General features: G+C 68.2%; 20 protein-coding genes. 12 read left to right on the top strand and 8 right to left on the bottom strand.

The annotated features are described in order from the left end of the window. Positions 1–60 precede the first annotated feature (60 nt). From DTA22_RS27820 to DTA22_RS27810, 3 genes are read right to left on the bottom strand one after another with little or no spacing between them, the layout of a single operon-like run. Positions 61–1110, bottom strand: a complete 1050-nt coding sequence (locus tag DTA22_RS27820; protein ID WP_037228163.1) for an ABC transporter permease — start codon at positions 1108–1110, stop codon at positions 61–63. Further along, complete coding sequence (locus DTA22_RS27815) at positions 1100–2155, bottom strand: ABC transporter permease (protein WP_112301601.1); 1056 nt, start codon at positions 2153–2155, stop codon at positions 1100–1102. Before DTA22_RS27815 ends, DTA22_RS27820 begins: the two co-directional genes overlap by 11 nt. Beyond that, complete coding sequence (locus DTA22_RS27810) at positions 2152–3663, bottom strand: sugar ABC transporter ATP-binding protein (protein ID WP_112301600.1); 1512 nt, start codon at positions 3661–3663, stop codon at positions 2152–2154. Before DTA22_RS27810 ends, DTA22_RS27815 begins: the two co-directional genes overlap by 4 nt. Before the next feature lie 292 nt (positions 3664–3955). Between DTA22_RS27810 and DTA22_RS27805 the strand changes: the two genes are divergently transcribed. Genes DTA22_RS27805 through DTA22_RS27795 form a run of 3 tightly spaced genes read left to right on the top strand, consistent with a single transcriptional unit; the run spans position 3956 to position 6548 of the window. Further along, positions 3956–4975 carry a LacI family DNA-binding transcriptional regulator gene (locus DTA22_RS27805; RefSeq protein ID WP_112301599.1) on the top strand — a complete coding sequence of 340 codons (1020 nt, stop codon included), beginning with the start codon at positions 3956–3958 and terminating at the stop codon, positions 4973–4975. A gap of 60 nt (positions 4976–5035) precedes the next feature. Further along, complete coding sequence (locus tag DTA22_RS27800) at positions 5036–5443, top strand: TIGR03618 family F420-dependent PPOX class oxidoreductase (RefSeq protein ID WP_037228172.1); 408 nt, start codon at positions 5036–5038, stop codon at positions 5441–5443. Between the two features lie 28 nt (positions 5444–5471). Next, a complete protein-coding gene (locus DTA22_RS27795; RefSeq protein ID WP_112301598.1) occupies positions 5472–6548 on the top strand; it encodes a S1C family serine protease in 1077 nt (358 codons plus the stop codon). Here the strand turns inward: DTA22_RS27795 and DTA22_RS27790 are convergent, their stop codons facing one another. From DTA22_RS27790 to DTA22_RS27780, 3 genes are all read right to left on the bottom strand, one after another. Next, entirely contained in the window at positions 6549–7586 is a 1038-nt protein-coding gene (locus DTA22_RS27790) for an alpha/beta hydrolase (protein ID WP_037228176.1), read from the bottom strand. It lies immediately after the preceding gene. 170 nt (positions 7587–7756) lie between these two features. After that, positions 7757–8659: a PIN domain-containing protein gene (locus tag DTA22_RS27785; protein WP_112301597.1), complete on the bottom strand. Its 903-nt coding sequence runs from the start codon at positions 8657–8659 to the stop codon at positions 7757–7759. 124 nt (positions 8660–8783) lie between these two features. After that, positions 8784–9260: a GtrA family protein gene (locus tag DTA22_RS27780; RefSeq protein WP_112301596.1), complete on the bottom strand. Its 477-nt coding sequence runs from the start codon at positions 9258–9260 to the stop codon at positions 8784–8786. 98 nt (positions 9261–9358) lie between these two features. Between DTA22_RS27780 and DTA22_RS27775 the strand changes: the two genes are divergently transcribed. From DTA22_RS27775 to DTA22_RS27760, 4 genes are all read left to right on the top strand, one after another. Next, positions 9359–10792 carry an FAD-binding oxidoreductase gene (locus tag DTA22_RS27775; protein WP_005248821.1) on the top strand — a complete coding sequence of 478 codons (1434 nt, stop codon included), beginning with the start codon at positions 9359–9361 and terminating at the stop codon, positions 10790–10792. Continuing rightward, the gene (locus DTA22_RS27770; RefSeq protein ID WP_037228180.1) at positions 10792–11553 is read left to right on the top strand and encodes a decaprenylphospho-beta-D-erythro-pentofuranosid-2-ulose 2-reductase; all 762 of its coding nucleotides are present in this window, start codon (positions 10792–10794) and stop codon (positions 11551–11553) included. Before DTA22_RS27775 ends, DTA22_RS27770 begins: the two co-directional genes overlap by 1 nt. 11 nt (positions 11554–11564) lie before the next feature. Beyond that, on the top strand, positions 11565–13457 hold the full coding sequence (locus tag DTA22_RS27765) for a galactan 5-O-arabinofuranosyltransferase (RefSeq protein WP_174233874.1): 1893 nt from the start codon (positions 11565–11567) through the stop codon (positions 13455–13457). 112 nt (positions 13458–13569) lie between these two features. After that, complete coding sequence (locus DTA22_RS27760; protein WP_037228185.1) at positions 13570–13845, top strand: hypothetical protein; 276 nt, start codon at positions 13570–13572, stop codon at positions 13843–13845. Here the strand turns inward: DTA22_RS27760 and DTA22_RS27755 are convergent. Beyond that, positions 13842–14543: an MspA family porin gene (locus tag DTA22_RS27755; RefSeq protein WP_112301595.1), complete on the bottom strand. Its 702-nt coding sequence runs from the start codon at positions 14541–14543 to the stop codon at positions 13842–13844. The genes DTA22_RS27760 and DTA22_RS27755 overlap by 4 nt on opposite strands. A gap of 214 nt (positions 14544–14757) precedes the next feature. On the opposite strand from DTA22_RS27755, the gene DTA22_RS27750 reads away from it, so the two are divergent. Then, positions 14758–16548 carry a glycosyl transferase gene (locus DTA22_RS27750; protein WP_037228189.1) on the top strand — a complete coding sequence of 597 codons (1791 nt, stop codon included), beginning with the start codon at positions 14758–14760 and terminating at the stop codon, positions 16546–16548. A gap of 7 nt (positions 16549–16555) precedes the next feature. Here DTA22_RS27750 and map read toward each other — a convergent pair whose 3' ends face one another. After that, the gene (gene map, locus DTA22_RS27745; RefSeq protein ID WP_112301594.1) at positions 16556–17320 is read right to left on the bottom strand and encodes a type I methionyl aminopeptidase; all 765 of its coding nucleotides are present in this window, start codon (positions 17318–17320) and stop codon (positions 16556–16558) included. Between the two features lie 53 nt (positions 17321–17373). Between map and DTA22_RS27740 the strand changes: the two genes are divergently transcribed. The 4 genes from DTA22_RS27740 to DTA22_RS27725 all read left to right on the top strand — a co-directional run bounded on the left by DTA22_RS27740 (position 17374) and on the right by DTA22_RS27725 (position 25504). Then, a complete protein-coding gene (locus DTA22_RS27740; protein WP_005572349.1) occupies positions 17374–17634 on the top strand; it encodes a helix-turn-helix domain-containing protein in 261 nt (86 codons plus the stop codon). Positions 17635–17693: 59 nt separating this feature from the next. Then, complete coding sequence (locus DTA22_RS27735; RefSeq protein ID WP_112301593.1) at positions 17694–20930, top strand: arabinosyltransferase domain-containing protein; 3237 nt, start codon at positions 17694–17696, stop codon at positions 20928–20930. Positions 20931–20996: 66 nt separating this feature from the next. Further along, positions 20997–24320 carry an arabinosyltransferase domain-containing protein gene (locus tag DTA22_RS27730; RefSeq protein WP_112301592.1) on the top strand — a complete coding sequence of 1108 codons (3324 nt, stop codon included), beginning with the start codon at positions 20997–20999 and terminating at the stop codon, positions 24318–24320. A gap of 209 nt (positions 24321–24529) precedes the next feature. Then, on the top strand, positions 24530–25504 hold the full coding sequence (locus DTA22_RS27725; RefSeq protein WP_112301591.1) for a hypothetical protein: 975 nt from the start codon (positions 24530–24532) through the stop codon (positions 25502–25504). Positions 25505–25531: the final 27 nt, after the last annotated feature.

The raw sequence follows: 25531 nt of genomic DNA, 5'->3' as shown, positions 1-25531 counted from the left end.
TTCCTCGTGTTCGCGTCACTGCGAACGCTGAAGTGAGAAAGAGCTGTGGAGCAGGGGAATTCAGGAGGCGTTCTGCAGCTTTCGACGCTGCGCGGATGCCCGCACGGTCTTCAGCAGGTTCGGGAGCAGAACGGCCACGATCAGGAGAACGCCGGTGACGATGGTGAGCGCCTCGTTCGAGATGTCTTCGAGGCGCAGCGCGTTCTGCAGCGTGGCGAGCAGCACCACCGCGGCGAGCACGCCGGCCAGTCGGCCTTTGCCGCCGAAGATCGACACCCCGCCGAGGAGCACAGCGGCGACCACGGCCAGTTCGAGACCGGATCCGTTGTCGGCCCGGGCGCTCGAGTACCGCAGACTCCACAGCACTCCGGCGAGGGCGGCGACCGCCCCGCACACCACGTAGAGCCAGAACTTCAGCCGCGCCCCGTCGATTCCCGCAAAGCGTGCGGCCGTGTCACTGGCGCCGGTGGCGTAGATGTCGCGGCCGAGCGGGGTGGCCTGGAGGATCACCGCGAACACGACAGCCGCCACGACCAGCGGAATGGCGAGATTGGGGATGGACGTGCCCCCGACGGTTCCCGTCACCCAGGACGTGTACGCACGCGGGAAGTTGGACACCGCCTGGTCACCGAGGAGGACGAACGCGAGCCCACGGAAGAGGGCGAGGGTACCGATCGTGACGGCCAGGGACGGCAGCCCCAGCTTGGCGACGAGGAAACCGTTGAGGGCACCGAGGACGCAGCCGAGCAGGATGCACATCGGGATGATCATCTCGATGGCGAAGCCGTTGTTCCACATCCAGCCCATCGCGGCGCCGCTCAGCCCCAGGACGCTCGCCACCGACAGGTCGATCTCCCCGGTGATGATGATGAACGTCATCGGCAGTGCGATCAGGAAGATCGGCGCCAGATCGAGGACGAGGAACGTGAAGTTCCGGCTGCTCCCGAAGTCGGGGTTGGTGACCGAGGCGGCCACCAGCACGACGACCGTGATGGCGATGATCGCCGAATCCCAGCCGGCGAGCAACTCGCGGACGCGGCTGACCGTCGACGTCCGACCCGCGGTGTCCGGCTGTGCGGTCGCCGCCGGCTCGATGGTGTCAGTCGACATGAGCGCTCCTCTTCCGAAGTTGCTGTGCGGCACGCACCGCGAGCAGCCGATCGGCCGCGATGGCGATGAGAATCAGCGCACCGACGATGGCCTGCTGCCAGAACTGGTTGATCTGGAGAACCGGCAGCGAACTGTTGATGGTGGTCAGGAGCAGCGCGCCGAGCGCGGCTCCCCAGACGGTGCCGACGCCACCGACCACGGCCACACCGCCCACGACAGCGGCCGCGATCACGTTGAGCTCGTAGCCGGATCCGGCGGCGGCGTCGACGGTCCCGAAGCGCGCCGCGAACATGACCCCGGCGATTCCGGCCATGGCCCCGGAGAAGACGAACGCGAGCAGGATGCGCTTGCCGACGGCGATGCCCGCGAGTTCGGCGGCGTGGCCGTTCGACCCGATGGCGTAGAGGTCGCGGCCGCTGCGGTACCGGCGGAGGTACACCCCGGCGAGGACGACCGCCACCATCGCGACGACGACGAGCACGGGGACACCGAGAAGTGTTGCAGTACCGAGCTTCAGGAAGTTCGACGGCATCTCGTCGGCGGTGATCTGCTCGCCGCCCGCCCACAGGTAGGCGATGCCCCGGAAGATGTACATCGTGCCGAGCGTGACGACCAGTGCGGGAACGCCGCCGAACCGCACCAGCAGCGCGTTGGCGAGTCCGCAGATCGCGCCGACCGCGATACCCGCGACAATCCCCACCACGATCGGCGCCCCGTCGGCGCCCTTCATGACACTGCCCGCGGCGAACGCCGACAGGCCGAGAACCGAGCCGACCGAGAGGTCGATGTTCTTGGTGATCATGACGACGGTTTGCCCGACCACCAGAACTCCGACGATCGATGCCGCCAGCAGGATGTCGCGAATACTCTGGGAGGACAGGAAATTGCTGTTCTGCATCGTGGTGACCACGACCAGCACGATCAGCGCGGCGAGGATGCCGAGCGAACGGACCTGCAGCACCTTCTCGATCAGGGACGGCCCCGCGTCCGACTTCACCGACGGCTTCGCGGCGCCTGATGGCGCGACGCGGGTGGGTGCGCTCATGCGGCGGCCTCCGAACCCGTTGCAGCGAACATGATCTTCTCCTCGTCGGCCTCGGACCTGCTCAGTTCCGACACGATTCGTCCTTCCCTCATCACAAGGACGCGATCGGCCATTCCGAGCACCTCCGGCAGTTCGGAGGAGATCATCACGACAGCGACGCCTTCACTGGCGAGCGTCGAGATGATCCGGTGCACTTCGGCTTTGGTGCCGACGTCGATTCCGCGGGTGGGTTCGTCCACGATCAGGACGCTCGGCGCGGTGGCCATCCACTTGGCGAGCACGACCTTCTGCTGATTGCCACCCGACAGCACCCCGACGGGGTCGGTGATGCGCGCGTACTTGGTCTGCAGTTTCTTCGTCCACTCGTATGCCGACCGGCGCTCCCTTCCCCCGACGAGGAAGCCGAACCGCGCGAGAGCGGACGACCGCGTCAACGTGGCGTTGCGCTCGATGGACATGTCGAGGATCAGGCCCTGCTGGCGACGGTCTTCCGGGACGAGCGCCATTCCCGCGCGCATCGCGGCCTTCGGGTTGCCCTTGCGCAGACTCTTGCCGCGCACCCGGACGTCTCCGCTGTCGCGGGGGTCCACACCGAACGCCGATTGCATGACCTCGGACCGGCCGGCACCGACCAACCCGGACAGCGCCACGATCTCACCGGCCCGGACCTGGAAACTGATGTCGGAGAACACCCCTGCACGCGACAGGTTCTCGATCTCGAGGACGACGGCGCCCGGTTCCACGTCGATCTTCGGGAACAGCGCACCCAGGTCGCGGCCGACCATGCTGCGGACGAGGTCGTCGACCGTCAGTCCCGCCAGCTCCGAGGTGGCGATGTGCCGTCCGTCGCGCATGACGGTGACCCGCCGGCACAGCGCGAAGATCTCCTCGAAGCGGTGCGAGATGAACATGACCGCCGCGCCGGACGCGCAGAGGGACCGGGCGACCTTGAACAGCCGCTCCACCTCGTTGCCGGACAGCGCAGCGGTCGGCTCGTCCATGACGATGACGTTGGCGTCGGTGGAGAGCGCCTTCGCGATCTCGACGAGCTGCTGGTCGGCGATCGAGAGTCCGCTGGCCAGCCGGTCCGGGTCCATCGGGACACCGAGACGGTCGAACAGCGCGCGGGCGGCGGTGTTCGTCGCGCCGCGGTCGATCATTCCGAACCGGGCCCGCGGCTGGGTGCCGATGAAGATGTTCTCCGCGATGGTGAGGTCGGGGAACAGCGTCGGCTCCTGGTAGATGACGGCGATGCCCCGGGCCTTGGCGTCCGAGGGCGACCCGAGCGACACTTCCTCGCCGCCGACGAGGAGCGATCCGGTGTCGGGGCCGTGCACGCCGGCGAGCATCTTCACGATGGTCGACTTGCCTGCACCGTTCTCTCCGACGAGGGCGTGTGCCTCGCCGCCGTAGAGCGGAAACGACACACCCTGAACAGCAGCGACGTTGCCGAAGGACTTGGTGACGTCCCGCACTTCCAGCAACGGCACCGCAGGGGGGACGCTCATTCAGCACCTCCGATTGAAACGGTTCATTTCTCGTTCATGAAGCTAGGAGTGATAGGCGCCACAAGTCAAGAGGTTCGGCAAAGCCGGTCGCCGCCGTGACCTTATCGTTATAAAAGCACGCCAGGTCCATTGCTGGCCGCTTCACATCGTCTCTCCTGGCAGCCGGTGTTGATTCCGCCCGCGCGGACGGCGATACTGAGTCTGAAGCGATTCAAGAACGCCGGATTGTTCTCGGGCACCGGCCGACGCGACAATGTGCGCTGTCGAACGAGCCGGCTGAAGGGGGAATCGAATGGCAGCGTCGATGCGCGAGGTCGCCGCACTCGCGGGCGTCTCGATGGGAACGATCAGCAACGTGCTCAATCACCCCGAACTGGTGTCCGAGGCGACCCGTCAGCGAGTGCACGCGGCCATCACCCAGCTCGGCTTCGTCCGCAACGACGCCGCCCGCCAACTCCGCGCCGGCCAGTCGCGGATGCTCGCCGTCGTCGTCCTCGACGCGCGCAACCCCTTCTTCGTCGACGTCGCGTCGGGCGCCGAGGAAGTCGCCGAGGCGAACGAGCTGCTGATGGTCATGGTCAGCACCGGCGAATCGGAAGAACGCGAGAACCGGCAACTCGGCCAGCTCATGGAACAACGCGTCCACGGAATCCTGCTCTGCCCCACCGGCGAGAGCACCCCCATGCTCGCCAACCTCGACCGTCAGGGCACACCCGTGGTCCTGCTCGACCGCGGGTCCCGCACACCCGGCCGATCCTCCGTCGCCGTCGACGACGTCCACGGCGGCCGGATCGCCGCCCGCCACCTCATGGAGCAGGGGCACCGGAACCTCGCGTTCGTCGGCGGACCCGACACCATCAGGCAGGTCCGCGACCGCCGGGACGGGGCGCTCAGCGCTGTCGCGGAATCGGCGAACACACGCATGCGCACCGTCGCCACCCGGTCCCTCAGCATCGAGGCGGGCGCCCAGGCGGCCCGCGAGATCCTGGCGATGTCGGGTGACGAGCGACCCACGGCGGCGTTCTGCGCCAACGACCTGCTCGCACTCGGTGTGCTCCAGGAGTTCATCCAGCACGGCAAGCGCGTGCCCGAAGACCTCGCGATCGTCGGGTACGACGACATCGACTACGCCGCCGGCGCGGCTGTGCCGCTGACCTCCGTCGCCCAGCCGCGGAACGAACTGGGACGAGCGGCGGCCGAGCTTCTGCTCGATCAGGTCAACAATCCCGACACCCACCGGCACCAGCAGCTCTCGTTCACCCCGACCCTCGTCGTCCGCGAGTCCACCGCCGCCTGCCCCGTGCGTGGTTGACGAGCGCCCGGACTCGTCAACCACGCACAGGCCGGGAGGCCTCAGGAGTATCTTTCGGACATGTCGAAGCCACCTCTGACACCGAAAGCCGCCGAGATGTTCGCTCGGCCCAATTACGCCACCATCGCCTGCGTCCGACCCGACGGCCAGCCCGTGTCCGTGGCCACCTGGTACCTGTTCGAGGACGGCAGGGTGCTGGTCAACATGGACGCCGAGCGTCGACGCCTGGACTACCTGCGCGGCGACCCCCGCGTCAGTCTCACCGCGATGGACCCCGACGACTGGATCACCCACGTCAGCGTCCAGGGCCGGGTGACCGAATTCGTCGACGACAGCGAACTCGCCGACATCGACCGCCTCGCCACGCATTACACCGGCAAGCCGTACCCCGTCCGCGACCGGAAACGGGTCAGCGCCTGGATCGAGATCGACACCTGGCACGGCTGGGGGTCGCTGAAACAGTCCTGAACCGACTCCGCGACGACGACATCCGGGCATGACGACGCCCCGCGCCGCAACGGTCCTCGCCGTGGCCACGGCGGTGATCGGCAGCCTGCTGCTGAGCGCACCACCGGTCCGCGAACCGGGACCGCCCGCGGCGACGGTCGCCCAGCCCGCCGCGCCTCCTCCGCCGCCGCCGGTGGTCCTGACGCCGGAGGAGGTCGAGGCCAGGGTGATCCCGGCGATCGTCACGCTCGTCGCGGATTCGGGTCTCGTCGAAACCGCGGGCACGGGGATAGTGCTCACCCCCGACGGCGTCGTCCTCACCAACCACCACGTGATCGACGGCGCCCTCGACATCAGCGCGGTGAGCCTCGGCAACGGTGCGGAGTACGTCGCGGACGTACTCGGGTACGACAGCTCGCGCGATGTCGCGGTACTCCGGCTCCAGGGCGCGGGCGACCTCCCGGTGGCGACCCTCGCGAAGGACACCACCGTCGGCATCGGTGACCCGGTGACCGCGGTGGGTAACGCGGAGGGAGGCGGAGTTCCGGTGGCGGCCCGGGGGTTCGTGACCGACGTCGGGCAGACGATCACCGCCCGCAGTTCCACCGACGGCTCCCGGAACCGGCTGAACGGGCTGATCCAGATCGACGCGGCGGTACGTCCCGGCGACTCCGGCGGCCCCCTCGTCGACGCCACCGCCACGGTCGTCGGCGTCAACACCGCGGGCAACGCCGACTCCGACCCCACGAAACCGGCTCCCACCCAGCCGAGATCGTATGCGGTGCCCATCGATACCGCGATGACGATCGTCGATCAGGTCCGCGCCGGAACCCCGTCCGCCACCGTGCACATCGGCGACACCCCCCTCCTCGGGATCAGCGTCACCGACGACGCTCGGGGCGCCGAGGTGCTCTGGGTCAGCATCGGCACCCCCGCCGACGCCGCGGGCATCGAGATCGGCGACGTCATCACCGAATTCGACGGCACACCCGTCCGGTCCTCGGACGATCTCAGCGAACGCATGATCGCACGGCACCCCGGCGACGAGGTCGCGGTGCGCTGGTTCGACGACAGCGGACAACAGCGATCGACGACGATCGTGCTCGAGAAGGGCCCGCCGCGGTAGTCAGGCGGTCTTGTCCCGGGCGACACCGTCCTCCGGCCGCACACGCGTCGCGACGAAACGCGCGATACGCCGAAGCACCGCACGACTTTCCGGCAGACCGGGCCACAACGCCGGGAACGCGTGCACCTGGCCGTCCCAGATCTGCAGCGTCGTCGGAACACCCGCAGCACTCAGTCGATACGCCATCAGCTCCGAATCCGACCGCAGCACCTCACCTTCCGCAGCGACCAGCAGCGCAGGCGGCAGACCCTCGAGAGCTCCGTTCACGGGCGACAGCGCGGGGTCGAGCACGCCGTCCACCTCGCCACCGAGCTTGCCGATGGTGACGAGCGCCTCCACGGGCGCGAACACGTCGCGGGCAGCGTTGGCATGCACCAGTTTGTCGGCGCAGTCCAAGTCCAGCAGCGGCGACAGTCCGACCAGGCCGGCGGGCAGATCGACGCCCTCCTCGCGGGCCTTCAGCGCGGTCGCGAAGACGAGGAATCCACCCGCCGAATCACCGGCGAACACCGTCCCGCCCGCGCGGGCTCCGTTCTCCAGCAACCACTTGTACGCCGTCAGGCAGTCGTCGACCGAACCGCTGATGTTCGTGTCGGGCAGTTGCCGGTAGCCGACGTGCATCACCGGCAACCGGGTCAGCTTCGCGATCGTCGCGACCACCGGCCGATGCGTGTTCAGCCCGCAGCACAGGAATCCCCCGCCGTGCAGATAGAGGACGACGCCGTCACTCAGATCCGGTGACACCCCCGGCGCGCGCACGATTTCCGCATCGAATCCGGGCAGTCGCACCTTCTGGCGGCGAATACCGGAAGCCGGACGGATCCCCGCAGCCATGTCCAGCAACGCGGCCCGGCGAATCGCCGATTCGTTGATCGGGGCAATCCGCACCACAGGCCGGAGAAACCACCTGCACGCCTGGTAGAGAACCTGGGATTCGATACTCGGCCCCGCGAGCCTCGCCCCCGAACGGTATTGGACGATCGGTGTCCCGCTCCGCTGCTGCGCGGACGGCTTGCGGTCGTTCGGCACAGATTTCATGCCTTCTCCCCTGGTCGCCGATACCCGTCGCCGTTGACGGATACGTAACTTCAACCTTGGAGTACCCGCCACGGTCGTGTATCACTCATGGTGGCTTCGGCCCCAAGTCGTTATGCCCGTTGCCCGAAATCGTTATCGCGGGCATGGCGGGCGGGGAAATTGTGCGTGAATCAGCCGAAATCGAGTTCGTCGAGCTCATCCACCACGGTGACCTTGCGCTTTCGTCCGCCCATCATCCTGCCGATGCCGCGGCGTCCGCCGGTGTCCGCGTTGCCCGAGGGCAGGATCCGCTGCGGCGCCACCCGGGGTCGTGCCACGTGCACGGGAGGCAGCGTCGCGGCCGGGGCAGGGGGTTCCACGGGGTCGGGAGCCGCTACGGGCGGCCGGGGCGGGAGGGGAGCCGGCACCGCGGCTGCGAACACGGCGGGTGGGGCCGGGATCGGGTCGAAGGTCCGCTCGCGGCGAGGCACGTCCGTGTCCCGGAGGTCCACGTCGTCGAGCTCGACCACCCACCGCACCCGGTGCTCGAGACCACGTTCCTGCAGCTCGGCCCGGATCTCGTCGTGCCACGTCGACGGCTCGCCGCTACCGAACGCCCGCGAATTCGCACTGACCCACACCACGTCCTCGGACGGGCGGCGATCGGCGATGTCCAGGACCGTCAGCCAGTTCACCGTGGCGGTGTAGCCGTGCCGTTTCCTGTCCACGTACGGGCGACGACGCTGCAACTCGCGCCCGGCGATCTCGAGGTGCGACGTGTGCGCCGGCTCGATCACGTCGCAGCCCATCGCCTCCAGCTGCCGGGCGAGCGAGTCGACGTACCCGTCGGCCTTGGCCCGGGCGGCCTCCACGAACACCGACAGGTCCTCCCGGAGCCCGAGCCGGTCGTACATCCGCGCCTGGACGGTGAGGGCGTCGATCATCGCGACCGATTCCCGCTGGTACCGGTGCGCGACCTCGACGAGGACGAGGCGCGGAACGAGTACCCGGCTGCCCTGGTCGAGGACATCACGGACGAACGTCTCGAAGCGCGCGTCTCGTGTGACGGCCGAGGTGTCGAGAACAATCAGCATTGATCGATTCTCACCGAACACGCCTGCCGCGCCACAGAAGTTGCTGAGTCGTTACCGAAACACCCGGATCCGGGTCATCACAGCACCCGTCGGGGCATTGCCGTGTGGTTGCCCAGCAGCGGCCCTAGTGGATCTTGAAGATCACCGCGCGCTGCACGACGAAGTTGATGACCGTCGCCGTGCCCTGGGCGATGACGAACGCGAGCGGCAGACGCCACCATTCGTCGGGGAACGCGTGGTACATCACCCAGTTGAGGCCGACCTGGACGGCGAACGTGACCGCGTAGAGGATGACGACGGCGACGAAGCGGGCACGGCTGGGTTCGGCCTTGAACGTCCACCGGCGGTTGATCAGGTACGCGGTGGTGGTGCCCGCGATGAAGCTGATCGACTTCGCCACGTTCACGGGGAGCCCGACCACCTCGAACAGCAGAAAGTACAGGCCGAAGTCGACGATCGCCGACAATCCACCGGTCAGGACGAAACGGATGATCTGCGTCTTCAGGTCCAGTGCGTCGTCCGCGATGTTCTCGGTGACGGGGATCTCGACGGGGAGCGGAACGTGAGGTTCGTGCTCGTGACTCGGCTGGGTTTCTGACACGACGACGAGGCTAGCGCCCCATGAGCACTTGTCGACCGCCCGCGGTGGATATGCACGCACGGGCCCGCGGGCGCGGCCTCCGGGTACCCTCTACCTCGATGTCCACGACAGCAGAAGAGACGCCCACCCAGGCGCTCCCCACACAGACCCGCACCCTCACCGGCTGGGGACGCACCGCGCCCACCACCGCGCAGGTGCTGTCCACTCCCGACGTGGAAGTGATCGCGCGAGCGGTCGCCCAGGTCGCGGAGCAGAACGAGTCGAAGCCCGCTCACCTGCAGCGTGGGGTGATCGCCCGTGGCCTCGGCCGCTCCTACGGCGACCCGGCGCAGAACGCCGGTGGCCTGGTCATCGACATGAATGCGCTGAACCAGATCCACCGCATCGACCGCGACACCCACCTGGTGGAGGTCGATGCCGGCGTCAACCTGGACCAGCTGATGAAGGCGGCCCTGCCGTTCGGCCTGTGGGTTCCGGTGCTGCCGGGCACCCGGCAGGTCACCATCGGTGGCGCCATCGGCTCCGACATCCACGGCAAGAACCATCACAGCGCCGGCAGCTTCGGCAACCACGTGGTGTCGCTGGACCTGCTCACCGCCGACGGCAAGGTGCGCACGCTCACGCCGAAGGGCGGCCGAAACGACCCCAAGGGCGCACTGTTCTGGGCGACGATCGGCGGCATGGGCCTGACGGGCATCATCCTCAAGGCCACCATCAAGATGACGCCCACCGAGACGGCGTACTTCATCGCCGACGGCGACGTCACCCAGACGCTCGACGAGACCATCGCGCTGCACAGCGACGGCAGCGAATCCAACTACGAGTACTCGAGCGCCTGGTTCGACGCCATCGCGGCGCCGCCGAAGCTGGGTCGCGCCGCGATCTCCCGTGGTTCGCTCGCGAAGCTCGACCAGTTGCCGGCCAAGCTGCAGAAGAACCCCCTCGCGTTCGACGCCCCGCAGCTGCTGACGTTCCCGGACGTCTTCCCGAACGGTCTCGCGAACAAGTTCAACTTCTCGATGATCGGCGAGCTGTGGTTCCGGAAGTCCGGCACCTACCGCGACAAGGTTCAGAACTTGACGCAGTTCTACCACCCGCTCGACATGTTCGGTGAGTGGAACCGCGCCTACGGATCGAACGGATTCCTGCAGTACCAGTTCGTGGTGCCGACCACCGCGGTCGAGGAGTTCAAGGCCATCATCCGCGACATCCAGAAGTCGGGACACTACTCGTTCCTCAACGTGTTCAAGCTGTTCGGCGAGGGCAACCAGGCCCCGCTGAGCTTCCCGATCCCGGGCTGGAACATCTGCGTCGACTTCCGCATCAAGCCCGGCCTGAACGAGTTCGTCACCGAACTCGACAAGCGGGTCCTGAAGTTCGGCGGCCGTCTCTACACGGCCAAGGACTCGCGCACCACCGCCGAGACCTTCCACGCCATGTACCCGCGGATCGACGAGTGGATCGCCACCCGCCGCAAGTACGACCCCACCAATGTCTTCGCCTCCGATATGTCCAGAAGGTTGGAACTCTAGTGATCAACGCTGTCGGGAACCCCCAGACTCTCCTGCTGCTCGGAGGCACCTCCGAGATCGGTCTCGCGATCTGCGAGGAGTACCTGAAGAAGGCGCCGATGCGGGTGATCCTCGCCGCGCTGCCGGGTGATCCCGGTCGCGATGCCGCCGTCGCCCAGCTGAAAGCGGCCGGCGCCAACGCCGTCGACGTCATCGACTTCGACGCCGTCGACACCGAGAGCCACCCGAAGGTGATCGACGAGGCGTGGGCCAAGAGCGACGTCGACGTCGCCATCGTCGCGTTCGGCCTGCTCGGCGACGCCGAGGAATTGTGGCAGAACCAGCGCAAGGCCGTCCAGATCGCCGAGGTCAACTACACGGCCGCGGTGTCGGTGGGCGTGCTCGTGGGCGAGAAGATGAAAGCACAGGGCTTCGGCCAGATCATCGCCATGTCGTCGGCCGCGGGCGAGCGCGTGCGCCGCTCCAACTTCGTGTACGGATCCACCAAGGCCGGACTCGACGGTTTCTACCTCGGACTCGGTGAGGCGCTGCGTGAGTTCGGTCCGCGCGTCCTCGTCATCCGTCCCGGCCAGGTCCGCACCCGCATGTCCGCGGACGTGAAGGAAGCCCCGCTCACCGTGAACAAGGAAGACGTGGCCAAGCTCGCCGTCACGTCGGCGGAAAAGGGCAAGGAACTCGTGTGGGCGCCCGGCGCCTTCCGCTACGTGATGATGATCCTGCGGCACATCCCGCGACCGATCTTCAAGAAGCTGCCCATCTAAGCTTCGCCCTCGTGACGGAAGCAGACGTAGCACCGGCCCGACGGTCCCTGTCGACAGCTGTCGAAATGCTGCTGGGGGCCGTCGTGGCCGCAGTGGTGGCGGCGGTCGGACTGTTCGCGTTCGCGCGTGTGCAGTGGCCGGCGTTCAACTCGTCCAACGTGACCCAGGCCGTCACCACGGTCGGCCAGGTCGTCGCCATCGCGGGTATCGCGGTGTCGGTGCTGCTCGTCCGACTGCACCGAGCTCCACGGTTCGCCCGGCTGCTGTCGTGGGCGAGCCTGTCGGGTTTCGTGACCGTCACCCTCGGCCTGCCCCTCGCGGCCACCAAGCTGTACCTGCACGGCGTCTCCGTCGACCAGGAGTTCCGCACCGAGTACCTCACGCGGCTGACCGATTCGGCGGCGCTGCGCGACATGACGTATGCCGACCTTCCGCCGTACTACCCGGCCGGCTGGTTCTGGGTGGGCGGGCGCGTCGCCAACCTCCTCGGCACGAGCGGCTGGGAAGCGTTCAAGCCGTACGCCATCGCCTCGCTCGCCGTCGCCGCCGTCGTGGCACTGGTGTTGTGGAGCAACCTGATCCGCCACGACCTGGCCATCGTCGTGTCCCTCGCGACCGCGGCGCTCGTCCTGGCCTACGGGTCACCAGAACCGTACGGCGCCGTCATCACCCTGCTGATCGGTCCCGCGCTCGTCCTCGCCTGGGGCGGGCTGAATCGTGTCGACGGGCGCGGCGGCTGGGGTGCCGTGATCGGCACCGGACTGTTCCTCGGCCTCGCCGCCACGTTCTACACGCTGTATCTCGGACTCGCCGCCTTCGCGATCACCCTGCTCGCGCTGCTGGCCGCGACCTTGCGGATACGTGCCCGGAAGTCGTGGCGGGCGGCGCTCGATCCGCTGGTCCGGCTGATCGTGATCGCCGCCGTGTCCGGCCTTCTCGCGCTGACCGTCTGGCTGCCGTATCTGCTGAAGGTCGTGGGCGGTTCGCCCGCCGCGTCGGGAACAGCGCTGCACTATCTGCCCGAGGCAGGCGCGCATCTGCCGCTGCCGATGATCCACTTCTCCCTCACCGGGGCACTGTGCCTGCTCGGCACCGTCTGGCTCGTCGCCCGCGCGTCGACGTCGCGGCGTGCGCAGGCACTCGGCGTCGGAGTGGTGGCCATCTACCTGTGGTCGCTGCTGTCGATGGCGTTCACCGTGCTCGGCAGCACCCTCCTCTCGTTCCGGCTCGAGCCTGTGCTGATCGTCCTGCTCGGCGCGGCAGGCGTCTTCGGATTCGTCGAATTCGCAGGATGGCTCGTGCTCGCGACGAGCGACAACCCGCGGGTCAAGGGGGCGGTCCTGGTGATCGGCGTGCTGGGCGCGCTGTCGTTCGTCCAGAACATCCCCAAGTTCCTCGACTCCGACATCGCCGTCGCCTACACCGACACCGACGGCAACGGCGAACGCGCCGACCAGCGCCCACCCGGCGCCGCCGCCCATTACGCGGCAGTCGACGAGCTGATCCAGGCGCAGGTCCCCCGCGACCGCGACGACACCGTAGTGCTGACCGCCGACACCAGCTTCCTCAGCTTCTACCCCTACCTCGGGTTCCAGGCGCTGACGTCGCACTACTCGAATCCCCTGGCGGACTTCGCCGGACGCGCCCACACCATCGCGGAGTGGAGCGAGTTCGAGACCCCCGACCAGCTGGTGGCCGCACTCGACACGGCGCCATGGCGCGCCCCCGACGCGTTCGTGTTCCGCCAGGGCCCCGACGGGTACACGCTGCGGCTCGCCGAGGACGTATATCCCAACGATCCCAACGTGCGCCGCTACACGGTCACGTTCCCGAAGGAACTGTTCGACGACCCGCGATTCACGGTGTCGGAGACCGGACCGTTCGTGGTCGTCACAAGAAACTGATCGGTCTGTTCACGTTTACCTCGCCTTACCCGCGGGAACCCCGCACCCAATCAGGGAGGCGGGTATTTTCCGCGCCCCGAGGGGAATTGTCGGGTCGTCGCGAGGAGCGGTCATGCCGGATGCAGTGGAGCCTCGACGTGCCGGTAGCGGTGCCGAAGACTATCTACTCGGCACCGCCGGCGGTGAGGTGGTCGTGCATGCCGGACTCGCCGCGACGATCGGAGCGATCGTCGGTGTCTACGTCGGGCACTGGGTGCTTTTCGTGATCGCCCTACTCGGCGCCGCCGTGTGGATCACAGGCGACGTCGTCGTCCTTGTCAGTCGACAGAGGTCGCCGGACATCAGTCCGGCGACCCCTGTCAGGCACCCTGTCGGGCGGGCTGCCTAGTTGAGCTTCTGCGGCACACCGTAAGTCATCACGGTGTCACCGTTCTCCGTCACGGCCATTGCGTACGGACGGATGGTGACCGGCCCGATAGCACCGGAGATGGAGCCATGAACTCCCTGCATCCTGACCACAGCGGCCGATCCGTCGAACTCCTGACCCTCGAGGATCGGGACGGTGGTGATTCCACCGGGCTCCAGGTCGATGTCGAGTTCCTGCGACGGAATGATGTCACCGGCGAGTTCGACGTTCGTCCCCGCATTCAGACCCAGTGTGAAGTCCGGAACGAGGCCCAGGTCGATTCCGTTGCTCGACCCGATCGCGAACCCGAGTCCGGGCGTGTTCAGAACGATCGTCGCTCCGGCCAGGGCGACCGGGTAACCGATCTGATAACCGACGGTGAGCTGAGTTCCCTCGAACTCCTCCGAATTCGGCCCGGTGATCGCGACCCCCGCGTAACCGTTGTGGAAGAACTCCACGCTGGTGGGTACGCCGTCCAGCGGCGGTACCGTCTGATACACCGTGTCGCCCTGCACGACTTCGATGCGATTTCCTCGTGCGTCGATCACGGAGCTGGAATTGTCCACGCCGGCCGACGCGGTGCCGTTGCCCATGACCATGGCGAGCGCGGCGATGCCTGCGACTGCCACCGAGCGTGTAAACCGTTTGTACCCAAATCGAGATGTGCTGATGTCCGTCATGCCGACCCCATTCAGAGTGCACTGCAACCGATACGAAAAAGCATGCTGAGCGTAACCAGTGGGGCAGGAGAATATCCCTGTATTGATCAGAAGTTCACAAATCAACTTGATGTGATACACGCAACAATCACGCGATCGCAACCCAGGAAGCTCTCAGCGACCTCCGGTACCCTCGGTCGATTGACATCGACCCGAGAACCGGAGGCGCAGCTGCGTGACTGAGATACTCACCCAGGTCGAGACCACTCGGCAGGCCGAGAGCACCAGCACCACTACTCGCCCTCTCCGCTCCCGTCTCCGGCCGCACCCGGCCGATGTCGCAGCGGTCGTCTTCTATGTCGGCCTCGCGGCATTCGTGTTGGCCCGCCAGTGGAAACACCTCGGGACCGGCTATCTGGTGCGCAGCGGCCAGGACCAGACGATGTGGGAGTGGTTCTTCGCGGTCGCCGCACGCTCACTGGTCCATCTGGAGAATCCCCTCTCCAGCGACCTGCAGAACTACCCGCTGGGCGTCAATCTCATGGGCAACACGGCGATGTTCGGCATCAGCATTCCGCTGGCGCCCGTCACGCTGCTGTTCGGACCGAACGTCACCTTCACTCTCGCTCTCACACTTGGCCTGTCGGGCACCGCAATTGCCTGGTACTGGGTGTTTTCGCGGCACGTCGTGTCGTCACGACTCGCGGCCGCCGTCGGCGGTGGCCTGTGCGGTTTCGCTCCCGCGCTGATCTCGCACACCAACGGGCACCCCAACTTCGTCGCCCTGTTCCTGCTGCCGTTCATCGCGCTGGCCGTCATCAGGCTGGGCAGTGGGGCGCGCCCGGTGCGCGACGGCATCGCACTGGGCCTGCTGATCGCCTATCAGATCTTCCTCGGCGAAGAACCCCTGCTGATCTACGCGCTGGCGTTCGCCGTCTTCGGTGCCGCCTACGCGGTGTCGCGTCCGCGTGCCGCATTCGCGGCGGCCAAGCGCAGCATCAAGGGTTTCGCGATCGCGGGCGGCCTCGCGCTGGCCATCGCCGCCGTGCCGCTGTGGTGGCAGTTCTTCGGACCCGACAGCTACCGGGCGATCGAACACGGCCCGGTCGGCAACGACACCGAAGCGTTCACCAGCTTTCCGACGTCCTCGCTGGCAGGCGAGCCCGGGTCCGCCGAGTTCAGCATGAACGCCACCGAGGAGAACGCGTACTTCGGCTGGCCCCTGCTGATCCTCCTCGGCCTGTCGGCCCTGTGGCTGTGGCGCATGCCGCTCGCTCGCGCCGCGGCCGCGACGGTCGCCGTGATGGGCGTCCTGTCGCTCGGGACATCGCTGACGATCGGCGGCTGGGACACCGGAATTCCCCTGCCGTGGAAGCTGATCTCACACCTGCCGCTCCTCGAATCCGTACTCGAATCGCGATTCGCGATGGGCTGCCTGCCCGCCGCCGCCCTGCTGCTCGCGCTGGGCACCGACCGCGCCCTGGCGTCCGCCCGCGAGGGCCAGCGGACCACTACCCTGCTGTGGGTCGGCTGGCTCGCGGTGGCGCTGCTTCCGCTGGCGCCCACGCCGCTCGCCGTGGTGCAGCGCGACACCGCACCGAGTTTCTTCGCCGACGGCACGTGGCGGGAGTACGTCACCGACGGCTCCGTCGTCACGGTGCCGCTCCCCTCCCCGGAGAACGCGAGGATGCTGCGCTGGCAGACCGAGCAGGATCTCGCATTCCCCATCGCCGGTGGGTATTTCGTCGGCCCGGCCGGCAGCGAGGACCGGGGCAAGTACGGGCCCGACGACCGCCCCACCGCACTACTGCTCGCGTCCGCACAGTCGTCCGGCCAGGTGCCTGCCATCGACGAGGCGACGAAAGCCCAGGCACTGACGGACCTGACGTTCTGGAACGCCGACGTCCTGGTCCTGCCGCACACCCAGAACGACCGCGTTCTGCGCGAGACGGTCCAGCAGCTCGTCGGGGCGCCCGCGAAGCCGGTCGACGGCGTGTGGGTGTGGGACGTGCGAGCACTGACGTAGGAAAGTCCTACCGCGTCAACACTTCCGGCCCGTCCTCACCGATGGCGACGGTGTGCTCGCTGTGCGCGGCACGGGCTCCCGTCGCCGTGCGGAGCGTCCAGCCGTCGGCCTCGTGCCGGTAGTCGTCGGTGCCGTCGGCGATGAGCATGGGTTCGATCGCGATCACCATCCCCGGACGCAGCAGCATTCCCTTCCCGACGCGTCCCTCGTTGGGCACGTGCGGATCTTCGTGCATCTGCCTGCCGATGCCGTGCCCGCCGTGGTCGGCGAGCATCCCGTACCCCGCCCCGCGCGCGTACAGCCCGATGGCGGCACCGATGTCTCCCAACCGGTTTCCCGGACGCGCGGCCGCAATGCCGTGCGCGAGAGCGGCTTCGGCGGCCTCGACGAGTGCCACGTCGGCCGGGTCCGCCGTGCCCACGACGAAACTCACGGCGGCGTCCCCGCACCAGCCGGCCAGCCTGGCGCCGCAGTCGATGCTGACGAGGTCACCGTCGCGGAGTCGATAGCCGCCGGGAATGCCGTGCACCACCGCGTCGTTCACGCTCGCGCAGATCACCCCGGGGAACGGGCTGGGCGCCCAGTTCGGGTGATAGTTCAGGAACACGGGCTCGGCCCCCGCGTCCCGGATCACTGCGGCGGCCACCGCATCGAGGCCCTGGAGCGTCACCCCGATCGCGGCCGCCTCACGCACGGCGGCCAGAGCGTCGGCCACCACCCGGCCGGCCGCGCGCATCGCCTGCACCTCGGCCGCCGTCTTCAACTCGACCACAACTCACCCTCCACACCGGATCCAATTTCTATACCGGTATTACTATATGGCACATGGTGCGTGTGCCGTTGACAGCAGAGGAACTCGAACGCGGGCAGCGGCTGGGTGAGCTGCTGCGATCCGCGCGGGGAGACATGAGCATGGTCACGGTCGCACTCGACGCCGGCATCTCCGTCGAAACCCTGCGGAAGATCGAGACCGGACGCATCGCGACACCCGCGTTCTTCACGATCGCCGCGGTCGCCCGGGTTCTCGACCTCTCCCTCGACGACGTCGCCGCGGTCGTGACCTTCGGTCCCGTGAGTACTTCTTAACCGCCGGGCGTTAACAAGTACTCACGGGTGGCGGAGCCACAATCGCCTAACATCGTTCTGTGCCGTCCCAACCCCCGCTGCCTGACGTTCGAAGCATCCGCACTTCCCGGCTCATCGCGATCGTCACTGGCCTGATCGGGTTCGTGCTCGCGCTGGCCACCCCGTTCCTCCCGGTGAAGCAGGATGCCGCGTCGATCGACTGGCCGCAGGACGGCACCCTGAACAGCGTCGAGGCGCCACTGGTCTCGTACACTCCGCTGGACATGCAGGTGACCGTGCCCTGCTCGGTGTTCACACAACTCGGGCCCGACGGCGGCACCGTCGTCTCCACCCTCCCGAATCGGGCCCCCGACTTCGAGAAGAACGGCCTCGTCGTGAAGGGCGGCGCCGGCGGCACTGTCGACGTCGCGATTCGCGGCATCTCCCTGATCTCGGCCGACGCCGCGGACCTCCAGGGCTGCACCGCCCTCACCGTCACGTCCGACCACCAGCGGACGTCCGCCGAGATCACGGGCACCGCCGAACCCCTCGCCGGTTCCGTCGAGGGCGATCAGCGCCCGCAGATGGTCGGCCTGTTCACCGACCTGCAAGGGGCGGCGCCTGCAGGTTTGAACGTGCACGTCCACCCCGACTCCCGATTCTCGTCCAGCCCCACCCTGCTCAAACTGCTGGCGATGATCGTGTGCGTCCTCGCGACGCTGACGTCGCTGTACGCGTTGCACCGCGTAGACGGCATCGACGGCCGCCGCGCCCGCCGCTTCCTGCCCGCGCACTGGTGGAAGTTCACCGGTGTCGACGCCGTCGTGATCGGGACGCTGCTGCTGTGGCACGTGGTCGGCGCCAACACCTCCGACGACGGCTACCTCCTCGGCATGGCACGCGTGTCGGAGCATTCCGGCTACATGGCCAACTACTTCCGCTGGTTCGGCGTCCCCGAGGCGCCGTTCGGGTGGTCGTACGAACTCCTCGCGGCGCTGGCGAAGGTGAGCACCGCGAGCATGTGGATGCGACTGCCGACGCTGCTCGCCGCCCTCCTCTGCTGGATGGTGATCAGCCGCGAGGTCATTCCCCGCCTCGGTGTGGCGGTGCGCCGCAACAGAACTGCCCTCTGGACCGGCGGACTGGTCTTCCTGGCGTTCTGGTTGCCGTACGACAACGGGCTGCGCCCCGAACCGGTCATCGCGCTGGGCGCCCTCCTCACGTGGTGTTCCATCGAGCGCGCCATCGCCACGGGACGACTACTCCCCGGTGCCGTCGCCGTGCTCATCGCCGCGTTCTCCCTCGCGGCCGGACCGTCGGGCCTGATCTGCATTGCCGCCCTGATCGCCGGCGCGCGGCCGATCCTGCAGATCGTCATCGCACGGGGCCACCGGGTGGGTTTCGCGTCCCAGATCCTGCCGATCCTCGCCGCGGGAACCGTCGTGATGGTGGCCGTCTTCGCGGATCAGACACTGGCGACGGTGCTCGAGTCGACGCGCGTCCGCACGGCTCTCGGCCCCAACGTGGCCTGGTTCGACGAGCGGCTGCGCTGGGATTCGCTCATGGGGATCTCGCCGGACGGCTCGCTGGCCCGCCGGTTCGGCGTGTTCGTGATGCTGCTGTGCGTCGTGGTCTGCGTGATGCTGATCCTGCGCAAGGGGAAGGTGCCCGGGACCGCGATCGGACCGTCCCGCCGCATCCTCGGCATCGTGTTCGCGTCTCTGCTGCTGATGATGTTCACGCCCACCAAATGGACCCACCACTTCGGTGTGTACGCGGGTCTCGCCGGCTCCGTCGCGGTGCTCGCCGCGGTCGGGGTGGGGGCCGCGAGCATCCGCTCCAAACGGAACCGCACCCTGTTCGCCGCGGGTGTCCTGTTCATCCTCGCGGTCGCGTTCACCAGCTCCAACGGCTGGTGGTACGTGTCCAGCTACGGCGTCCCGTGGTGGGACAAGCCGCCGATGATCGCGGGCAAGGGCTTCTCCACACTGTTCCTGGGCCTCACCGTGCTCACGCTGCTCCTCGCCGCCTGGTACCACGTCCGCGAACCGTACGAGAACGGCAAGAAGCCCAACGGCAAGCGTGCCCGGATGCTGGCACCGTCCCCGTTGACCGTCGCGGCCGGTGCCGTCGTCCTGTTCGAGGTGCTGTCGTTGCTGAAGGGGGCCGTCGCGCAGTACCCCGGCTACTCCATCGCGAAGGCCAACATCGAATCGGTGACCGGCAACTCGTGCGCGCTCGCCGACGAGGTCCTCGTCGAGACCGACCCCACCGCCGCCCTGCTGCAGCCGCTCACCCCGGTCACCGACCCGAACGGCGCAGGCGCATTCGGCACGACCGCCGCGGAGGGCTTCACCCCCAACGGCATCGCCGACGACCTCACCGCCGACTCCGAGAAGATCGCCACCGGCGGCGCGAACACCGTCGACACCGAGACCGACGAGACGACGACGGGCACGAGCTCCGGCACCGGCGGCGGCACCGAGGCCACCGCCGGAGTCAACGGCAGTACCGTGACGCTGCCGTTCGGCCTCGACCCCGCCCGAACCCCGGTACTCGGCAGCTACCAGCCGGGCGGGGAACAGAAGCCCGCCTCCCTCACCACCGGCTGGTACGGGCTGCCCGACCGCAGCGACGACGCACCGATCCTCACCATCTCGGCCGCCGGACGCATCCGGTCGGTCGACGCGGACGGCGTCGTCACCCCCGGACAGAGCCTGAAGGTCGAGTACGGGGTCACGGGCCCCGACGGGTCCGTCACCGCGCTCGGCACCGTCGACCCGATCGACATCGGACCGTCCCCGTCGTGGCGCAACCTGCGCGTGCCGCTCGACCAGCTGCCCGCCGAGGCGAACACGGTCCGGCTCGTCGCGGACGACCCGGACACCGACCCCGGCCAGTGGCTCGCGGTCACTCCGCCCCGGGTGCCGACGATGCAGACGCTGCAGACCGTCGTCGGCTCCAGCGACCCCGTGCTCCTCGACTGGGCCGTCGGGCTCGCGTTCCCCTGCCAGCGGCCCTTCGACCACCGCTACGGCGTCGCCGAGGTCCCGCAGTGGCGTGTCCTCCCCGACCGCATCGGCGCCGAGTCCACCAATGCCTGGCAGGACAAGTTCGGCGGCGGCCCGCTGGGCTGGACCGACCAGCTGCTGTCGGCGAGCACCCTGGCCACGTACCTGTCGAACGACTGGGACCGCGACTGGGGCTCGCTCGAGCGGTACACACCGCTCGACGAGTCGGCGACGCCCGCGCAGGTCGAATCCGAACAGGTGACCAGGTCGGGCACCTGGTCGGCCGGACCGGTGCGTTACTACTAGAAGTGTCCCTACCCTCTGGTAGGCGGCAATATGCCTACTCAGGTTCCTGACATACCATCGACAACCGTGCCCGACGCTCTGACAACTTCCGTCTCCGACGCCGAATCCACTTCGCCACCTGCTCGCCAGGACCGGCGGAGTGAGTACCGGACCGCTCGTCTGATCGCCATCGTCACCGGACTCCTCGGGTTCGTGCTGGCAGTGGCCACTCCGTTCATGCCGGTGCAGCAGACCACCGCAGCGGTGAACTGGCCGGAGAACGGCGTCGTCGGCGATCTCGAAGCACCGCTGATGTCGCAGGTCCCGATCGATCTGTCGGCGGCGATCCCCTGTTCCGCCGTGGCCGGGCTCCCCCCGCAGGGCGGAATCCTGCTGGCCACGGCCCCCGCACAGGGCGAGGGTGCGGCACTGAATGCGATGTTCGTGCGGGTGTCGGACAAGTCCGTGGACGTGCTCGACCGCAACGTCACGATCGCGACGGCGCCGCGCGAACAGGTGCAGTCGGGCGCCTGCACCGAGATCCGCATCACATCGAACATCGACGCGACGTCCGCCGAGTTCGTGGGTCTGACCACTCCGACCGGTGACCCGATCGCCGGTTCCCTCACCGGCGACCTCCGCCCGCAGGTGGTGGGCGTGTTCAGCGACCTCCGCGACGGGGCAGCACCGGCAGGCCTGTCGTTCACGATGAACGTGGACTCCCGGTTCTCGTCGAGCCCCACTCTGATCAAGCTCGTCGCCATGATCGTGGCCCTCCTCGCCACGGCCATTGCCCTGGTCGCCCTCGGCCGCCTCGACGGCACGGACGGGCGCGGGCACCGCAACTTCCTGCCGTCGCACTGGTGGAAGTTCACCGGACTCGACACGATCGTCGTGGGCACGCTGGTGCTGTGGCACTTCATCGGCGCCAACACGTCCGACGACGGCTACCTCCTCACCATGGCCCGGGTCTCCGACCACGCCGGCTACATGGCCAACTACTTCCGCTGGTTCGGTGTCCCCGAGGCGCCGTTCGGCTGGTACTACGACGTCCTGGCCGCGATGGCGAAGATCTCGACGGCCAGCCCGTTCATGCGACTGCCCGCCCTGATCGCCGGCATCCTGTGCTGGATGGTGATCAGCCGGGAGGTCGCTCCGCGCCTCGGCCGCTCCGTCCGCCGCAACAAGGTCGCGCTGTGGACCGGCGGGCTCGTCTTCCTCGCGTTCTGGCTGCCCTACAACAACGGCCTGCGGCCCGAGCCCATCGTCGCGCTCGGCGCCCTGCTCACGTGGTGCTCCATCGAGCGGTCCATCGCGACCGGACGTCTCCTCCCCGCGGCGGTCGCCGTCCTGATCGGCGCGTTCACGCTCGCGGCCGCCCCGACGGGACTGATGTGTGTGGCCGCCCTGCTCGCCGGCGCCCGTCCGCTCGTCCGGATCGTCGTCAAACGCCACCGCCAGGTGGGGACGCTGCCGCTGCTGGCTCCGATCGCGGCCGCCGGCACGATCGTCCTGGTGGTCGTGTTCGCCGACCAGACCGTCGCCGCGGTGATGGAAGCCACCCGGGTCCGCACCCTGATCGGCCCGAACCTCGAATGGTACAAGGACTTCCTGCGCTACTACTACCTCTTCGTCCCCACCGTCGACGGTTCCGTGGCTCGCCGCTTCGCGTTCCTGACGATGATCCTGTGCCTGCTGACGACGCTGTTCATCCTGTTGCGCCGCAAGCGGATTCCCGGCGCCGCCACCGGACCGTCGTGGCGTCTGCTCGGTGTCGTGTTCGGCACGATCTTCTTCATGATGTTCAACCCCACCAAGTGGACCCACCACTTCGGGGCGTACGCGGGCATCGCCGGCTCCCTGGCCGCACTCACCGCCGTCGCCGTGTCGGCGTCCGCGCTGCGGTCGCGCCGCAACCGCACGATCTTCCTCGCCGGCCTGCTCCTCATGCTGGCCCTGACGTTCGCTGGCATCAACGGATACTGGTACGTCTCGAGCTACGGCGTGCCGTGGTTCGACAAGACCGTCTCCATCGGCGGCCGCCAGTCCAATACGTTCTTCCTCGTCCTGTTCGGGCTGGCCGTCGCACTGGCCGCCTGGCAGTACCTACGTGAGGGATTCGCCGCACCACCTGCCCGCGCCAACACCGAGAAGGGCAGGCGGATCAGGAAATTCGCGGCCGCCCCGCTCACCGTCATCGCCGGCATCATGGTGCTGTTCGAAGTCCTCTCACTCCTCAAGGGCGCCGTCTCCCAGTACCCGGCGTACTCGCTGGCACGGTCGAACTTCGACTCCCTCACCGGGCAGACGTGCGGACTCGCCGAGGACGTCCTCGTCGAAGGCGACACCAACGGCGGAAACCTCACGCCCCTCAACGATCCCGCGCAGCCGCTGGCGAACCCCGCCGACCCGCTCGGCGGAGCCGATCCCGTCGGCTTCTCCCCCAACGGGGTGCCGTCCGACCTGACCGCCGACTACGTCGAGGTCAAGCAGGGCATGGGCAACACCGACAACCAGAGCGTCGGGCCCAGCTTCGAGACCGGATCGAGCGCCGGAACCAGCGGCGGCACCGGAAACGTCGGCGTCAACGGCAGCACTGCCAAGCTGCCGTTCGGACTCGACCCCGCCACCACACCCGTCATGGGCAGCTACCAGGAAGGCGTGCAGGAACCGGCGACACTGTCGTCCAGCTGGTACGCACTCCCCGACCGCAGCGACGACGCCCCGTTGATCGTCATGTCCGCCGCGGGCCGCATCTGGTCGGTCGACTCGACCGGCGCCCTCACCTACGGTCAGTCGCTGCTCCTCGAATACGGCAAGCGTCAGCCCGACGGCACCGTGCAGGCCCAGGGCACCTACCTGCCCAAGGACATCGGTCCCGCACCGTCGTGGCGCAACCTGCGCGTCCCGATCAGCGAACTGTCCCCCGACGCCGACTCCGTGCGGATCGTCGCCAACGACCCCAACCTCACCGGCGACCAGTGGCTGGCCTTCACCCCGCCGCGGGTTCCGAAGCTCGAGACCCTCAACTCGACGATCGGCAGCTCGCAACCGGTGCTGCTGGACTGGGCCGTCGGACTGCAGTTCCCGTGCCAGCGCCCGTTCGACCACCAGTACGGTGTCGCGGAGATGCCGAACTACCGCATCCTCCCCGACCGCCCGCTGGCCGTCAGCTCCACCGACACCTGGCAGTCCCCGGAGAACGGTGGGCCCCTCGGCTTCACCGAACTGCTCGCCAGCGCCACCTCCATCCCCACCTACATGCGGGACGACTGGGGCCGCGACTGGGGCTCCCTCGAGCGCTTCGACCGGTACTTCCCGGACGCCACCGCGGCCACGGTCGACACCGAGACCGAGACCCGATCCGGACTGTGGAAGCCGGGCACCCTGCGGGTGTACAGCAGCCCGTAGACGCGCCTGCCCTGCTTGCGTCGCCCGATGTCACACGTGTTCACTCTGACTGAACGAATGTCACACCGGGCGCCGCGCCGGGCGGCCCGACACGGCGAAACAGCTCCACCGGCCGCGGAGTTGTCCACAACCTTCCGTCCATCCACAGGGCAATTTCCGACGTGGGCTTTCCGGCGACGGTCCGATTCGCCCGCGGCATGCTCTGACTCATGCGACGAGGAACCTGGGCCGACGATCTCACTGCGATAACCGCCGTCAGCCGCGACGGTGTGGTCCGCGCGGCCACCCTGGAACGGCTGGGTGTCGCGAAAGGCACCATCTCCTCACGCTGCACCGACGGCGGACCCTGGCAGCGGATCCTGCCCGGCGTCGTCCTCCTGCACAACGGGCCGCCGACGACGCTGCAGCGCAATCTGGCAGCACTCGAATACGGCGGTCCGGACGCACTCCTGTCGGGTCACGCCGCGCTGGCCGCGTTCGGCTACACCGCGTCGGCGTCCCGGAACGACGTGCTGCTGCTCATCCCGTCCACCCGGCACCGCCGAGACTGGGCGTACGTGAAAGTCGAACGGACGTGGCGGATGCCCGCACCGGTCCAGCGGGGGCTCCTGCGTCTCGCTCCCCCGGCACGCAGCCTCCTGGACGCCGGACGTCGCACACTCCAGGCGGACAGCTGCCGGGCGCTCCTCGCCGGCGGCATCCAGCGCGGCGACGTGACAGTCGACGAACTGGTGCGCGAACTCGCGCAGGGCAGCGACCGCGGAAGCCGCCTACCCCGGGCGGTCCTGCGTGAACTGAGCGACGACGCGCATTCCGTCGCCGAGGTCCACGCGCAGAAGCTGTATGCGACGAGCGGTCTTCCGCCGATGCGGCACAACGTGGACGTGCTGTCCGCCGCCGGGCTGTGGATCGCCCGTCCCGACGGCTGGCTGGACGACGTCGCCGTCGCCTGGGAGATCGACTCGCTGAAGTACCACTTCTCGCCCGAACTCCACCAGGCGACGACGATGCGGCGGGCGCGGATGCAGCGCGAGGGCATCATCGTCGTCACGCACCTGCCGAAGCAGATTCAGGACGACCCGGCAACGGTGCTCGCGGATCTCCGCGCGGCGCACACGCTGGCTGCGTCGCGCCCCCGGCCGCCGGTGTTCGTCCACACCGAGCCGAAGCTGCGGTCGGCATGAGTCACCGCCGCACCCAATGTCACAGTG

This window comes from Rhodococcus wratislaviensis, assembly GCF_900455735.1.
Classification (GTDB): Bacteria; Actinomycetota; Actinomycetes; order Mycobacteriales; family Mycobacteriaceae; genus Rhodococcus_F; species Rhodococcus_F wratislaviensis.
This window is presented reverse-complemented; position numbering and strand designations above follow the sequence as displayed.

Bases quoted from the DNA above. Each gene is read 5' to 3' on its own strand.
- DTA22_RS27805 (WP_112301599.1), top strand. From the start codon at position 3,956: ATGGCAGCGTCGATGCGCGAGGTCGCCGCACTCGCGGGCGTCTCGATG.
- DTA22_RS27785 (WP_112301597.1), bottom strand. From the start codon at position 8,659: ATGCTGATTGTTCTCGACACCTCGGCCGTCACACGAGACGCGCGCTTC.
- DTA22_RS27800 (WP_037228172.1), top strand. From the start codon at position 5,036: ATGTCGAAGCCACCTCTGACACCGAAAGCCGCCGAGATGTTCGCTCGG.
- DTA22_RS27820 (WP_037228163.1), bottom strand. From the start codon at position 1,110: ATGTCGACTGACACCATCGAGCCGGCGGCGACCGCACAGCCGGACACC.
- DTA22_RS27760 (WP_037228185.1), top strand. From the start codon at position 13,570: ATGCCGGATGCAGTGGAGCCTCGACGTGCCGGTAGCGGTGCCGAAGAC.
- DTA22_RS27775 (WP_005248821.1), top strand. From the start codon at position 9,359: ATGTCCACGACAGCAGAAGAGACGCCCACCCAGGCGCTCCCCACACAG.
- DTA22_RS27740 (WP_005572349.1), top strand. From the start codon at position 17,374: ATGGTGCGTGTGCCGTTGACAGCAGAGGAACTCGAACGCGGGCAGCGG.
- DTA22_RS27755 (WP_112301595.1), bottom strand. From the start codon at position 14,543: ATGACGGACATCAGCACATCTCGATTTGGGTACAAACGGTTTACACGC.
- DTA22_RS27725 (WP_112301591.1), top strand. From the start codon at position 24,530: ATGCGACGAGGAACCTGGGCCGACGATCTCACTGCGATAACCGCCGTC.
- DTA22_RS27815 (WP_112301601.1), bottom strand. From the start codon at position 2,155: ATGAGCGCACCCACCCGCGTCGCGCCATCAGGCGCCGCGAAGCCGTCG.
- DTA22_RS27795 (WP_112301598.1), top strand. From the start codon at position 5,472: ATGACGACGCCCCGCGCCGCAACGGTCCTCGCCGTGGCCACGGCGGTG.
- DTA22_RS27810 (WP_112301600.1), bottom strand. From the start codon at position 3,663: ATGAGCGTCCCCCCTGCGGTGCCGTTGCTGGAAGTGCGGGACGTCACC.
- DTA22_RS27790 (WP_037228176.1), bottom strand. From the start codon at position 7,586: ATGAAATCTGTGCCGAACGACCGCAAGCCGTCCGCGCAGCAGCGGAGC.